Genomic DNA, 13,190 nt, shown 5'->3' with positions numbered 1-13,190 from the left:
CCGCTGCTACGGGGATTGTTGCGAGGTCTGCGGCGGCTAGTAATCGTCGAGGTCTCGCCCGCTGAGCAAACGGCCGATCATGTCCATGGTGAAGCCCCGATAGGCGAGAAAGCGGGTTTGCTGGGCGCGGCTGCGCGGGTCCTGCGGGCGTTGCCCGGCGAACTTGCGCTGCCATACATCCCGCATGCGTTCGGCCCAATCCACGCCGCTTTCACGCAGCGCCTGCTCAATGTCAGCGCGCAGCAAACCACGCTGCCCCAGCTCTTCACGAATACGTGCTGGGCCATAGCCAGAACCGGAACGGTAACGAATGAAGCTCTCGAGATAACGGGCTTCACTCAGCAGACCCTCTTCGGTGAGCCGGTCGAGCTCTGGCTCGATCAGCTCATCGGAGGCACCGCGCTGACGCAACTTGCGCGTCAGCTCGACGCGACCATGCTCACGTCGCGCAAGCAGGTCCATGGCTGTCCGCCGAATGGCGACGGGGGTGTCGAGTACGGCGGACATGTTCAGCTATAAACCACGCGATCAATAACCGGCTTCAGCGTCGGCCATGTCGTCGGCACCCGCTTCGACCGCGGCAGCTTTACCGGCTGCGGCTACAGCGCCAGCGTTCAGCAGCTTCTCACGGATCTGCCTCTCGATCTCGGTACCGATAGCCGGGTTTTCCGCCAGGTACTTGGCCGCGTTGGCTTTACCTTGGCCGATCTTGTTGCCCTGGTAGGCATACCAGGCACCGGACTTCTCGACCAGGCCTTGGGCAACGCCCAAGTCGATGATCTCACCGTTACGGTAGATACCCTTGCCGTAGAGGATCTGGAACTCGGCCTGACGGAACGGAGGCGAGACCTTGTTCTTGACGATCTTGACGCGGGTTTCGCTGCCGACCACCTCGTCGCCTTCCTTGACAGCGCCGGTGCGGCGGATGTCCAGACGCACAGAGGCGTAGAACTTCAGGGCGTTACCACCGGTGGTGGTTTCCGGGCTACCGAACATGACGCCGATCTTCATGCGGATCTGGTTGATGAAGATGACCAGGCAGTTGGCGTTCTTGATGTTACCGGTGATCTTGCGCAGCGCCTGGGACATCAGGCGAGCCTGCAGGCCCACGTGCATGTCGCCCATTTCGCCTTCGATCTCGGCCTTGGGTACCAGCGCGGCCACCGAGTCGACGATGATCACGTCAACTGCGTTGGAACGCACCAGCATGTCGGTGATTTCCAGGGCCTGCTCACCCGTGTCCGGCTGCGAGACCAGCAGGTCGTCGACATTGACGCCCAGCTTGCCGGCATATTCAGGGTCGAGTGCGTGCTCGGCGTCGACGAAGGCGCAGGTGGCGCCATTCTTCTGGGCTTCGGCGATGACCGACAGGGTCAGCGTGGTCTTACCCGACGATTCCGGACCGTAGATTTCGACGATACGGCCCTTTGGCAGACCACCAATGCCCAAGGCAATGTCCAGGCCCAGAGAGCCGGTAGAGATGGCCGGGATAGCCTGGCGCTCGTGGTCGCCCATGCGCATTACCGCGCCTTTACCGAATTGACGTTCGATCTGACCCAGGGCCGCAGCCAAGGCGCGCTTCTTGTTGTCGTCCATTGAAATCCTCACGTGTTCGACGGGCCCTGACGGCCGCAATACCTGTATAAGTAGCCAGTATTATTCCACAGGCTAGCGCTGGCGCAAACCCCTGTCTTCGATTTCCTCGCCAGCAAGCTGTAACAAGCCGTCTAACGCGGCGCTCACCGTCTGTCGGCGCACCGCTTCGCGGTCGCCGTCGAACTGCCGCCGCTGGCTGATCACCCGACTGCCGTTGCCCCAGGCCAGCCACACGGTACCCACGGGTTTGACCGGCGAGCCGCCATCCGGCCCCGCCACCCCGCTTACCGCCACCGCAAAGCGCGCGCCGCTGGCCGCCTGGGCGCCGCGGACCATGGCCTCGACCACCTCCTGGCTGACCGCCCCCACCTGCCCGAACAGCGCCTCGGGCACCCCCAGCTGGCGGGTTTTCTGGGCATTGGAGTACGTCACGTAACCGGCCTCGAACCAGGCGGAGCTACCGGGGATGCGTGTGATGGCTTGCGCGATGCCACCGCCCGTGCAGGACTCGGCGGTGGTCACTTGGGCATCCAAACGGCGCAGATGTTCACCCAAACGGGCGGCAAGCAGGGTGATCGGGTCCATGTCGGGCTCCTCCAGGGCGGCCCTCTACCCTACCACCCTGCCGGCAATCTGGCTCAGGAAACCTGCAGCACCGCAGCGGCCTGCGGCGGCCGCCGGCCAGTGTTCCGTGCGTGCCTGCATCTCGCGAAAAAAGCCTGTACCATTGCCGGTTTACCGCCAACCAGATCACCCGCTGTAAGGCCCTGAATGTCTGATCTCTCCGCACACACCCCGATGATGCAACAGTACTGGAAGCTGAAGAATCAGCACCCGGAGCAGTTGATGTTCTACCGCATGGGCGACTTCTACGAGATCTTCTACGAAGATGCGAAAAAAGCCGCCAAACTGCTGGACATCACGCTGACCGCGCGCGGCCAGTCGGCCGGCCAGTCCATCCCCATGTGCGGGATTCCGTTCCATTCGCTGGAAGGTTACCTGGCCAAGCTGGTCAAACTGGGCGAATCGGTGGTGATCTGCGAGCAGATCGGCGACCCGGCGACCAGCAAGGGCCCGGTCGAGCGCCAGGTGGTGCGCATCATCACCCCCGGCACGGTCAGCGATGAAGCCCTGCTCGACGAACGCCGCGACAACCTGATTGCCGCGCTGCTCGGTGACGAGCGCCTGTTCGGCCTGGCCGTACTGGACATCACCAGCGGTAACTTCAGCGTGCAGGAGATCAAGGGCTGGGAAAACCTGCTGGCCGAACTCGAGCGCCTGAACCCGGTCGAGCTGCTGATCCCCGACGACTGGCCACGCGACCTGCCCGCCGAGAAGCGCCCGGGCGCGCGGCGCCGTGCACCGTGGGACTTCGACCGCGACTCAGCGCGCAAGGCCTTGTGCCAGCAGTTCGCAACCAAGGACCTGAAGGGCTTCGGCTGCGACAAGCTGACCCTGGCCATCGGTGCCGCTGGCTGCCTGCTGACCTACGCCAAGGAAACCCAGCGCACGGCGCTGCCGCACCTGCGCAGCCTGCGCCATGAGCGCCTGGACGATACGGTCATCCTCGATGGCGCCAGCCGGCGCAACCTGGAACTGGACATCAACCTGGCCGGCGGGCGCGACAATACCCTGCAATCGGTGGTCGACCGCTGCCAGACGGCCATGGCCAGCCGCCTGCTGAGCCGCTGGCTGAACCGCCCGCTGCGCGACCTCAAGGTGCTCCAGGCACGCCAGGACTCGATTCGCTGTCTGCTCGACGGCTACCGTTTCGAAAAGCTGCAGCCACAGCTGAAAGAAATTGGCGACATCGAGCGCATCCTGGCGCGTATCGGGCTGCGTAATGCTCGCCCGCGTGACCTGGCCCGGCTGCGCGACGCCCTGGGCGCGCTGCCCGAGCTGCAGAACGCCATGACCGAGCTCGAAGCGCCGCACCTGGCCCGCCTGGCTGCGATCACCGGTACCTACCCCGAGCTGGCCAGCCTGCTGGAACGGGCGATCATCGACAACCCGCCGGCGGTCATCCGCGATGGGGGCGTGCTCAAGGCCGGTTACGACAACGAACTGGACGACCTGCTGGCCATCAGCGAAAACGCCGGGCAGTTCCTGATCGACCTCGAAGCCCGCGAAAAGGCGCGCACCGGCCTGGCCAACCTGAAGGTCGGCTACAACCGGGTGCACGGCTACTTCATCGAGCTGCCGACCAAGCAGGCCGAACAGGCCCCCGGCGACTACATTCGTCGCCAGACCCTCAAAGGTGCCGAACGCTTCATCACGCCGGAGCTGAAGGCCTTCGAGGACAAGGCATTGTCGGCCAAGAGCCGCGCCCTGGCCCGCGAGAAGATGCTCTACGACGCCCTGCTGGAGACCCTGATCAGCCACCTGGCGCCGCTGCAGGACAGCGCTGCCGCCCTGGCCGAACTGGACGTACTCAGCAACCTGGCCGAGCGCGCGCTGAACCTCGACCTGAACTGCCCACGCTTTGTCGACGAGCCCTGCCTGCGGATCGAGCAAGGCCGTCACCCGGTCGTCGAGCAGGTACTGACCACGCCGTTCGTGGCCAACGACCTGGGCCTGGACAACAACACGCGCATGCTGATCATCACCGGCCCGAACATGGGCGGTAAGTCCACCTACATGCGCCAGACCGCCCTGATCGTGCTGCTGGCCCACATCGGTAGTTTCGTACCGGCTGCCAGCTGCGAGCTGTCGCTGGTCGACCGCATCTTTACCCGTATCGGCTCCAGTGACGACCTGGCCGGCGGGCGCTCGACATTCATGGTCGAGATGAGCGAAACCGCCAACATCCTGCACAATGCCACTGACCGCAGCCTGGTGCTGATGGACGAAGTGGGCCGGGGCACCAGCACCTTCGACGGCCTGTCGCTGGCCTGGGCCGCCGCCGAGCGGCTGGCCGAGCTGCGCGCTTACACGCTGTTCGCCACCCACTATTTCGAGCTCACCGTGCTGCCGGAAAGCGAGCCACTGGTGGCCAACGTGCACCTGAACGCCACCGAGCACAACGAACGCATCGTGTTCCTGCACCACGTACTGCCTGGGCCTGCCAGCCAGAGCTACGGCCTGGCGGTGGCACAACTGGCGGGCGTGCCGGCCGTGGTGATCCAACGTGCCCGCGAACACCTTGGCCGGCTGGAAACCACCAGCCTGCCCCATGAGCAGCCTGTGGCCCAAAAGGCCAAGGACGCGCCGCAGGTGCCGCACCAGAGCGACCTGTTCGCCAGCCTGCCACACCCGGCCATCGAAAAGCTGGGCAAACTGCAGCTGGACGACATGACCCCGCGCCAAGCTATCGAAATGCTATATCAACTAAAGAACCTGTTATAACGGCGCCCATTACAAGCTGGTAGAATCCGCCGCGGTTTGCTGGTGCTGCAGGTTATTAGCCTGGCCTGCAGCCACATGCCCGTAAACCGCGCGGCCCCGAGAGGAAGGGCCGCCGCCGTCGCCTGAGGAGAGAATTAAAAATGACCTTCGTTGTCACCGACAACTGCATCAAATGCAAATACACCGACTGCGTGGAAGTCTGTCCGGTGGACTGCTTCTACGAAGGCCCGAACTTCCTGGTTATCCACCCGGACGAGTGCATTGACTGCGCCCTGTGCGAGCCGGAGTGCCCAGCGCAAGCGATTTTCTCGGAAGACGAAGTGCCCGCGGGCATGGAGAACTTCATCGAGCTGAACGCCGAGTTGGCGGAAATCTGGCCGAACATTACCGAGCGTAAGGATGCCCTGCCAGACGCCGAAGAGTGGGATGGCAAGACTGGCAAGATTGCCGACCTGGAGCGCTGATAGCGCTGAAATGCCAAAAGGCCCTGCGGGGCCTTTTTTTGTGCCGGCAAAACTGCGGACAAAAAAAGGGGCGGTTTGACCCGCCCACATTTTTTCCGTAGTCCCTGCTTGTCCCAAACATCATCCTGATGAAATCGCGTCTTGCGATGTCCTTGGCCTTCATCCTGAAAGCCTGTGCATGTCCCTGTGCACAGTTCGAATACTAGCGGGTTCAGCAGCGCGGGCAAGCGCCGGAGTTTGCCGGATATTGCTGGGGAAACATTTACTCACTTGAAGATAACCCTGGTTTTTCAATAGGTTATGAAAAACCAGTATCTGAAAACGACATTGATTTACTGCCGCTCGCTAGAATGGCTTACAGCACGAGTAAGCAAAGGCTTACAGCAGGTGTTAGCGGGGTAGCGCAATACATATTTGACAGGTTTCTTGCCGGGCAGTTCTGAGGCAGCTTTCGCTGTGCTTCATCTCACAAACAAAAACGCCCCGAGGTTATCGGGGCGTTCGTGAGCGACTGCTTTGGCTACTGGAACAAAGACTCGCTGGACAAGCCGTTCTTCTCCAGGATCTCGCGCAGGCGCTTCAGGCCTTCTACCTGTATCTGCCGCACCCGTTCGCGGGTCAGGCCAATCTCCAGCCCAACATCCTCCAGGGTGCTGCTTTCGTGCCCGCGCAGCCCGAAGCGGCGTACCACCACCTCACGCTGCTTGTCGGTCAACTCGCCCAGCCACTGGTCGATACTCTGCGACAGGTCGTCGTCCTGCAGCAGTTCGCAGGGGTCGGTGGGACGGTCGTCGGTCAAGGTATCGAGCAGGGTCTTGTCCGAATCCGGGCCGAGCGAAACGTCTACCGACGACACCCGCTCGTTCAGGCCGAGCATGCGCTTGACCTCGGCAACGGGCTTTTCCAGCAAGGTGGCGATTTCTTCCGGCGAGGGTTCGTGGTCCAGCTTCTGCGTCAACTCGCGCGCAGCGCGCAGGTAGACGTTGAGCTCCTTGACCACGTGGATCGGCAGGCGGATGGTGCGGGTCTGGTTCATGATCGCCCGTTCGATGGTCTGGCGAATCCACCAGGTCGCATAGGTCGAAAAACGGAAACCGCGCTCCGGGTCGAACTTCTCCACCGCACGGATCAGGCCCAGGTTGCCTTCCTCGATCAGGTCGAGCAACGACAGGCCACGGTTGACGTAACGACGGGCAATTTTCACAACCAGGCGAAGGTTGCTTTCAATCATGCGCTTGCGGCCGGCAGGATCACCTTTCTGCGATAGACGCGCAAAATGGACTTCCTCTTCCGGCGACAGCAGTGGCGAGAAACCGATCTCGTTGAGGTACAGCTGGGTGGCATCTAGCGCCCGGGTGTAGTCGATATACTTGTGTTGCTTGAGCGAAGAGCCCGACTTGGCCCTCGTCCGAACCGAAGATACAGCAGGTTCGTCTGACACCACATCCGTTTCCAAAACGATGCCCGTCTCCATCAGGAGGACGTCATCGTCGATGTCAAACTCCGGCACTTCTTTACTGAGAGCCATTGTTATAGTCCTTTGCTGAGTTCGAACTCAGACTCGAGCGGCACCTTTATCCCTGGCAGCGCTTGAGCCTGTCCCCTCTACATCACAGGAACAGGCCGGGTACAACGGTCAACGACGTGGCAGGAACTGGAGCGGATCGACGGGTTTGCCCTGGCGGCGAATCTCGAAATGCAGCTTCACCCGATCAGTGCCCGTGGACCCCATTTCAGCAATCGACTGCCCTGCCTTGACCTGCTGCCCCTCCCGAACCAACAGCCTGCGGTTGTGACCGTAGGCACTGACGTAGGTATCGCTGTGCTTGATGATGATCAGCTCGCCGTAGCCCCTTAATCCACTCCCGGCGTAAACCACTGCACCATCAGACGCAGCAAAAACAGGCTGTCCCAAATCACCGGCGATATCAATGCCTTTATTCAAACTACCGTTTGAAGCAAATTTTCCAATCAACACGCCATTGGCGGGCCAGGTCCAACCACCGACCGCGCGCTCTGCAGCGGGCACAGTGGCGACCACCGGCGCGCTGGTGGTGCCAGCCGGGGTAGCGGGTTTGCTGGAACCGGCCGGCGCCGTAACAGGCCGCCGCGTGACAGTGGTGCGGCTTGAGGAAGACGGGCTGGACACCACCGTGGTGCTGCTGCCGGCGCCGCTGCTGAACCGAATCGCCTGGCCCGGGCGGATGGTGTAGGGCGGCGCGATACCATTACGGGCGGCCAGCTCCTTGTAATCCCAACCATAACGGAAGGCGATGGAGAACAGGGTATCGCCAGGCTTGACGACGTATTGCCCGGAGGTCACCGTCGGGCGCTTGGGCGCACTGCTGTTGCGATCGACCACGCGCGCGCTGTTGCTGCCGGTACTCGAGCAACCCACCAGTAGCGTGCCCATGGCCAATGCAATCACCAGAAGCTTGAAGCCCGAACCGTCCTTGCGCTGCCGAATGACTGTGTGACCCACCCGCGCTCCCCTCATGGTGCCGAAAAACGATATGAAGACAAGAAATGCAATATTGTTGCAATTATAACCAAGCGAGCCGGGATTGGCAGGCCGCCGCCAGGCTGTTGCGCAGCGTTACTGCAAGCGATGCGTTTACGCCACGCCCGCCTGATAGACAGGGCGGCGCCGCGAGAATTCGCCGCCCACGCAAAAATACCCCGGGCCGCGCACCAGTGCTGGTCAGGCCAGCGGCCCGGTCAGCAACGGGACAAAACGCACCGCACCGAGTACGCGACGCGAGAAGCCATGCTCTTCGCGGACGATCAGCATCAATTGCTGCGCTTCGCCCGCAGGCCCTACCGGTATGACCAGCCGGCCACCGGGTGCCAGTTGGTCAAGCAGCGCCTGGGGCACTTCCGGCGCCACGGCGGTGACGATGATGCCGTTGTACGGTGCCAGCGCCGGCCAGCCCTCACAACCGTCGCCCCAGCGGAACACCACGTTGCGCAGGTTCAGCTCCAGCAGGCGTTCCTTGGCACGGTCTTGCAGAACCTTGATGCGCTCCACCGAGAATACCCGCTCGACCAACTGCGCCAGCACCGCCGTCTGGTAGCCGGACCCGGTGCCGATCTCCAGCACCTTGTCCAGCGGCCCGGCTTCAAGCAGCAACTCGCTCATGTGGGCAACCATGAATGGCTGCGAGATGGTCTGGTTGTGGCCGATTGGCAGTGCGGTGTCTTCGTAGGCGCGGTGCGCCAGCGCTTCGTCGACGAACAGGTGGCGCGGGGTGCGGCGGATCACGTCGAGCACCTGGGTGTTCGAGACGCCCTCTTCGCACAGGCGCTGGATCAGCCGCTCCCGGGTCCGTTGGGAGGTCATGCCGATGCCCCGCCGCAGCATATCGTCCTCGCGCATCAGAGCAGCCCCTCCAGCCAACCATCGAGCTGCTCGAAGGCATCACTGAAGGTGCGGTCGAGTTGCAGCGGGGTGATCGACACGTAACCCTGCATCACCGCATGGAAGTCGGTGCCCGGGCCGCCGTCCTCGGCATCGCCGGCAACGGCGATCCAGTAGCCTTCCTTGCCGCGCGGGTTGACCACCTTCGTTGGCGCGGCAGCCCGCGCGCGGTGCCCCAGCCGGGTCAGCTGGATGCCGCGGATGTGCGCCAACGGCAGGTTGGGAATGTTGACGTTGAGCACGGTACGCGGGGGCAGTGCCAGGCGCGACTGCGCCTCGACCAGGCGCCGGGCGATATGCGCAGCGGTCGGCAGGTTGTCGGGCTGGCGCGAGAGCAGCGAGAACGCCAGCGATGTCCCCCCGAGAAAGCGCCCCTCCAGCGCCGCGGCGACCGTACCCGAATACAGTACGTCGTCCCCCAGGTTGGCGCCCAGGTTGATCCCCGACACGACCATGTCCGGGGTGTACGGCAACAGCCCGTTGAGCCCCAGGTGCACGCAGTCGGTCGGCGTACCGTTGAGGCTGATGAAGCCGTTGGCCAAGGTCTGCGGGTGCAGGGGCCGGTCCAGCGTCAGCGAACTGCTGGCGCCGCTCTTGTCTTGCTCCGGGGCAATTACCGCGCACTCGGCGTAATCCGCCAGCGCAGCGTGCAGCGCGGCGATCCCGGGTGCGGTAACACCGTCGTCGTTCGAAATCAGAATACGCATGGGCTGTCCGTCTGCCCTGCCGACACCAGATCCACGACTTCACGCACCACCACGGTGGCGAAGCATCCGGCCGGCAGGACGAATTCCAGTTGCAGGATATCAGGCTCGGGATAATGCCACGTAAGGCCGCCAATAGGGAGCCGCAGAATACGCCGTTCGTGATCCATGCCCGCCAGGGCCAGCCACTGGCACAGCGCCGGTTGCTGGTCGCCTACGGCATTTTCCAGCTGCGCGGGCGCGGCGGCGGCGGGCGAACCGCCCGCGCCCCACATCGGGCCAGTCGGGTGCAAGTCGAGAATGGCCAGGCGCGGGTCGGTACATTCCGCTTCACCTGCAGGGAAAAAACTGCGGCTGTCGGTGAACGCCAGCAGATCGCCGACCTGGGCCCGGTTCCAGCTGCCGTCGGCGACACGCGCCGCCAGCACCTGGTTGAACAGGTAGCTGCGCCCGGCCGACAGCAGCCGTGAGCGCGTGTTGCGTTGCTCGGGCAAGGCCTTGCGCGCCGCCCAGTCCAGGGCGTCATGGACATTGCCACCGCCGTGACCGAAGCGTTGGCTGCCGAAGTAGTTGGGCACGCCTTGTTGCTTGAGCAGTTGCAGCCGCGCATCCAGCGCCTGGTGATCGGCATTCAGCGCGGTCAGGCGCAAGGTGAAGCCGTTGGCCGAATGCGCACCACGCTGCAGCTTGCGCTGGTGGCGCACCTGCTTGAGCACGCGCAGGGTGGCATCTTCGGCGCGTGACAGGTCCGGGTCGGCCTTGCCTGGCAGGTGCAGGCTGAACCACTGGCGGGTCAGCGCCTGGCGGTCCTTCAGCCCGGCATAGCTGATGCTGCGCACCGGCACGCCTGCGGCGCGGGCCAGGCGGCGGGCGGCTTCTTCGGTATTGAGGTCACGCTTTTCGACCCACAACCACAGGTGCTCGCCCTGGCCCGACAACGGGATATCCAACACCTCGTCGACCTGGAAATCCTCGGCCACTGCCTTGAGCACAGCGGTGCCCAATACCTCGCCCGATGCACGCGGGCCCAGCAGTTGCAGTTCCGTCATGCTGGCAGCAGCAGGGCAACCGAATGCACGGCAATGCCCTCCTCACGGCCGCAGAAACCGAGTTTTTCGGTGGTAGTGGCCTTGACGTTGACCTGGTCGAGTTCGACTTGCAGATCTTCGGCGATCAACTGCCGCATGGTGTCGATGTGCGGGGCCATTTTCGGCGCCTGGGCGACGATGGTGGCGTCGACGTTGCCGACCTTCCAGCCCTTGGCGTTAACGATGCCCACCACGTGCCGCAACAGCACGCGGCTGTCGGCACCCTTGAACTGGGGGTCGGTGTCGGGGAAGTGCTTGCCGATGTCACCCAGCGCTGCAGCGCCAAGCAAGGCATCGCTCAGGGCGTGCAGCAGCACGTCGCCGTCGGAATGGGCCAGCAGGCCGAATGTGTGCGGGATACGCACCCCGCCCAAGGTAATGAAATCACCGTCGCAGAAACGATGCACATCGTAGCCGTGGCCAATACGCATAAGAAAACGCCCTGAATGAGTCAGGGCGTGATTCTACCTGCTTTGGCTGCCATTGGGGCTGGAGGTGATCGCCTGAGAATTTTAGCGCCTATGCGATCGAGCGCCGCCCGCGCGGCGCTCGATCTCACAGACACCGAAAATGCAAAGCCCTACACCCGCCCCAGCGCCACCGCATGGTGGCGCAGGTGCTCTTCGATGAAGCTGGCAATGAAGTAGTAGCTGTGGTCATAGCCTGGCTGCAGGCGCAGGGTCAGCTCGTGGCCACCCTTGCGTGCTGCCTGCTCCAGCGCTTCAGGCTTGAGCTGCTTTTCGAGGAAGTCGTCACGGTCGCCCTGGTCCACCAGCAACGGTGGGCACTCGCCAGCGGCCGTCTCGGCCAGCAATACGCTGGCATCCCACTCACGCCAGCGCGCGCGGTCGTCACCCAGGTAGCGGCTGAAGGCTTTCTCGCCCCACGGACAATCCATGGGGTTGCTGATCGGCGAAAACGCCGACACTGAGCGATAACGCCCCGGGTTGCGCAAAGCGCACACCAGCGCACCGTGCCCACCCATGGAATGGCCGCTGATGCTGCGCTCGGCCGAGGCCGGGAAATACGCCTCGATCAACGCCGGCAGCTCCTCTACCACATAGTCATGCATGCGGTAGTGCTTGGCCCAAGGCTGCTGGGTGGCATTGAGGTAGAAGCCGGCCCCCAGGCCAAAGTCCCAGGCGCCGTCCGGATCGCCAGGCACCTGCTCGCCACGCGGGCTGGTGTCCGGCGCAACGATGATCAACCCCAGTTCGGCAGCCAGGCGCTGGGCGCCTGCCTTCTGCATGAAGTTTTCGTCGGTACAGGTCAGGCCGCTCAGCCAGTACAGCACCGGCAGCTTGGCACCCTGCTCGGCCTGTGGCGGCAGGTACACGGCGAACACCATGTCGCAACCCAGCACGCTGGAATGGTGCCGGTAGCGCTTGTGCCAGCCGCCGAAGCTTTTCTGGCAAGAGATGTTATCCAGGCTCATGGCGCACCTCAGAAGTGGATGACGCTGCGAATGCTCTTGCCTTCATGCATCAGGTCGAAGGCCTTGTTGATGTCCTCCAGGCCCATGGTGTGGGTGATGAACGTATCCAGCGGAATCTCGCCTTTCTCGGACATTTCCACGTAGCTCGGCAACTCGCTGCGGCCACGCACGCCACCGAACGCAGAGCCACGCCAGACCCGGCCGGTCACCAGCTGGAACGGCCGGGTAGCGATTTCCTGGCCGGCACCGGCCACGCCGATGATGACCGACTCGCCCCACCCTTTGTGGCAGCATTCCAGGGCAGCACGCATCAGTTGCACGTTACCGATACATTCGAAGGAGAAGTCCACGCCACCGTCGGTCAGGTCGACAATCACTTCCTGGATCGGGCGGTCGTAGTCTTTCGGGTTGATGCAGTCGGTGGCGCCCAGTTGACGGGCGATCTCGAACTTGGCCGGGTTGATGTCGATGGCGATGATGCGCGAGGCCTTGGCCTTCACCGCACCGATCACCGCCGACAGGCCGATGCCGCCGAGGCCGAAGATGGCCACGGTGTCACCCGGCTTGACCTTGGCGGTGTTGAGCACGGCACCGATACCGGTAGTCACGCCGCAGCCCAGCAGGCAGACCTTTTCCAGAGGGGCTTCTTTCTGGATCTTGGCCACCGAGATTTCCGGCAACACCGTGTACTCGGAGAAGGTCGAGGTGCCCATGTAGTGGAACAGTTGCTGGCCTTTGTAGGAGAAGCGCGTGGTGCCGTCCGGCATCAGGCCCTTGCCTTGGGTAGCACGGATCGCCTGGCACAGGTTGGTCTTGCCCGACAGGCAGAACTTGCACTTGCCGCACTCCGGGGTGTACAGCGGGATCACGTGGTCGCCCACGGCCAGCGAGGTCACGCCCTCGCCTACGGCTTCGACGATCGCACCGCCTTCATGGCCAAGAATGGATGGGAAGATGCCCTCCGGGTCGGCACCCGACAGGGTGTAGGCGTCGGTGTGACAGACACCGCTGGCGACCACGCGCAGCAGCACTTCACCGGCCTTGGGCATGGCCACGTCGACTTCGACGATTTCCAGGGGTTTCTTGGCTTCGAAGGCTACAGCAGCACGGGACTTGATCATCGAGTGTCTCCAGACAGGG

At 63.3% G+C, this 13,190-nt stretch carries 13 protein-coding genes; 2 read left to right on the top strand and 11 right to left on the bottom strand.

The annotated features are described in order from the left end of the window. Positions 1-36 precede the first annotated feature (36 nt). The 3 genes from recX to AACG97_RS06110 form a co-directional block, all read right to left on the bottom strand. Complete coding sequence (gene recX, locus AACG97_RS06120) at positions 37-507, bottom strand: recombination regulator RecX (RefSeq protein ID WP_009686046.1); 471 nt, start codon at positions 505-507, stop codon at positions 37-39. Between the two features lie 21 nt (positions 508-528). After that, positions 529-1,596: a recombinase RecA gene (gene recA, locus AACG97_RS06115; RefSeq protein ID WP_009686047.1), complete on the bottom strand. Its 1,068-nt coding sequence runs from the start codon at positions 1,594-1,596 to the stop codon at positions 529-531. Between the two features lie 72 nt (positions 1,597-1,668). Then, positions 1,669-2,181 (bottom strand): CinA family protein, encoded by a 513-nt coding sequence (locus tag AACG97_RS06110; protein ID WP_125855413.1) that lies wholly within the window; start codon positions 2,179-2,181, stop codon positions 1,669-1,671. Positions 2,182-2,367: 186 nt separating this feature from the next. Here AACG97_RS06110 and mutS point away from each other — a divergent pair, with 186 nt between their 5' ends. Further along, positions 2,368-4,941, top strand: coding sequence for a DNA mismatch repair protein MutS (gene mutS / locus AACG97_RS06105; protein ID WP_154211909.1), 2,574 nt, complete (start codon positions 2,368-2,370; stop codon positions 4,939-4,941). Positions 4,942-5,081: 140 nt separating this feature from the next. Continuing rightward, positions 5,082-5,405, top strand: a complete 324-nt coding sequence (fdxA, locus tag AACG97_RS06100) for a ferredoxin FdxA (protein ID WP_004375459.1) — start codon at positions 5,082-5,084, stop codon at positions 5,403-5,405. A gap of 520 nt (positions 5,406-5,925) precedes the next feature. Here the strand turns inward: fdxA and rpoS are convergent. The 8 genes from rpoS to AACG97_RS06060 form a co-directional block, all read right to left on the bottom strand. Next, positions 5,926-6,933, bottom strand: a complete 1,008-nt coding sequence (gene rpoS / locus AACG97_RS06095) for an RNA polymerase sigma factor RpoS (RefSeq protein ID WP_009686059.1) — start codon at positions 6,931-6,933, stop codon at positions 5,926-5,928. A 108-nt stretch (positions 6,934-7,041) separates the two neighbouring features. After that, positions 7,042-7,887: a peptidoglycan DD-metalloendopeptidase family protein gene (locus AACG97_RS06090; protein ID WP_047150205.1), complete on the bottom strand. Its 846-nt coding sequence runs from the start codon at positions 7,885-7,887 to the stop codon at positions 7,042-7,044. Positions 7,888-8,106: 219 nt separating this feature from the next. Then, positions 8,107-8,745, bottom strand: coding sequence for a protein-L-isoaspartate(D-aspartate) O-methyltransferase (locus tag AACG97_RS06085; RefSeq protein WP_197886207.1), 639 nt, complete (start codon positions 8,743-8,745; stop codon positions 8,107-8,109). A gap of 35 nt (positions 8,746-8,780) precedes the next feature. Further along, on the bottom strand, positions 8,781-9,530 hold the full coding sequence (gene surE / locus AACG97_RS06080; protein WP_009686063.1) for a 5'/3'-nucleotidase SurE: 750 nt from the start codon (positions 9,528-9,530) through the stop codon (positions 8,781-8,783). Continuing rightward, positions 9,518-10,576: a tRNA pseudouridine(13) synthase TruD gene (gene truD / locus AACG97_RS06075; protein WP_197886206.1), complete on the bottom strand. Its 1,059-nt coding sequence runs from the start codon at positions 10,574-10,576 to the stop codon at positions 9,518-9,520. The genes surE and truD overlap by 13 nt, the downstream gene beginning before the upstream one ends. After that, a complete protein-coding gene (gene ispF / locus AACG97_RS06070) occupies positions 10,573-11,046 on the bottom strand; it encodes a 2-C-methyl-D-erythritol 2,4-cyclodiphosphate synthase (protein ID WP_054890407.1) in 474 nt (157 codons plus the stop codon). The genes truD and ispF overlap by 4 nt, the downstream gene beginning before the upstream one ends. A 149-nt stretch (positions 11,047-11,195) precedes the next feature. After that, positions 11,196-12,050, bottom strand: a complete 855-nt coding sequence (gene fghA / locus AACG97_RS06065) for an S-formylglutathione hydrolase (RefSeq protein WP_197886205.1) — start codon at positions 12,048-12,050, stop codon at positions 11,196-11,198. A gap of 8 nt (positions 12,051-12,058) precedes the next feature. After that, positions 12,059-13,171 (bottom strand): S-(hydroxymethyl)glutathione dehydrogenase/class III alcohol dehydrogenase, encoded by a 1,113-nt coding sequence (locus tag AACG97_RS06060; RefSeq protein WP_009686067.1) that lies wholly within the window; start codon positions 13,169-13,171, stop codon positions 12,059-12,061. Positions 13,172-13,190: the final 19 nt, after the last annotated feature.

Source organism: Pseudomonas sp. Nvir (assembly GCF_963778085.1).
Taxonomy (GTDB): Bacteria; Pseudomonadota; Gammaproteobacteria; order Pseudomonadales; family Pseudomonadaceae; genus Aquipseudomonas; species Aquipseudomonas juntendi.
Note: the sequence above shows the minus strand (reverse complement) of the source record. Positions and strands in the feature narration are given on the sequence as shown.

What these genes read in the sequence shown, in the direction of transcription:
- recX (WP_009686046.1), bottom strand. Translation starts at nt 507, where the DNA reads ATGTCCGCCGTACTCGACACCCCCGTCGCCATTCGGCGGACAGCCATG.
- recA (WP_009686047.1), bottom strand. Translation starts at nt 1,596, where the DNA reads ATGGACGACAACAAGAAGCGCGCCTTGGCTGCGGCCCTGGGTCAGATC.
- AACG97_RS06110 (WP_125855413.1), bottom strand. Translation starts at nt 2,181, where the DNA reads ATGGACCCGATCACCCTGCTTGCCGCCCGTTTGGGTGAACATCTGCGC.
- mutS (WP_154211909.1), top strand. Translation starts at nt 2,368, where the DNA reads ATGTCTGATCTCTCCGCACACACCCCGATGATGCAACAGTACTGGAAG.
- fdxA (WP_004375459.1), top strand. Translation starts at nt 5,082, where the DNA reads ATGACCTTCGTTGTCACCGACAACTGCATCAAATGCAAATACACCGAC.
- rpoS (WP_009686059.1), bottom strand. Translation starts at nt 6,933, where the DNA reads ATGGCTCTCAGTAAAGAAGTGCCGGAGTTTGACATCGACGATGACGTC.
- AACG97_RS06085 (WP_197886207.1), bottom strand. Translation starts at nt 8,745, where the DNA reads ATGACCTCCCAACGGACCCGGGAGCGGCTGATCCAGCGCCTGTGCGAA.
- surE (WP_009686063.1), bottom strand. Translation starts at nt 9,530, where the DNA reads ATGCGTATTCTGATTTCGAACGACGACGGTGTTACCGCACCCGGGATC.
- truD (WP_197886206.1), bottom strand. Translation starts at nt 10,576, where the DNA reads ATGACGGAACTGCAACTGCTGGGCCCGCGTGCATCGGGCGAGGTATTG.
- ispF (WP_054890407.1), bottom strand. Translation starts at nt 11,046, where the DNA reads ATGCGTATTGGCCACGGCTACGATGTGCATCGTTTCTGCGACGGTGAT.
- fghA (WP_197886205.1), bottom strand. Translation starts at nt 12,050, where the DNA reads ATGAGCCTGGATAACATCTCTTGCCAGAAAAGCTTCGGCGGCTGGCAC.
- AACG97_RS06060 (WP_009686067.1), bottom strand. Translation starts at nt 13,171, where the DNA reads ATGATCAAGTCCCGTGCTGCTGTAGCCTTCGAAGCCAAGAAACCCCTG.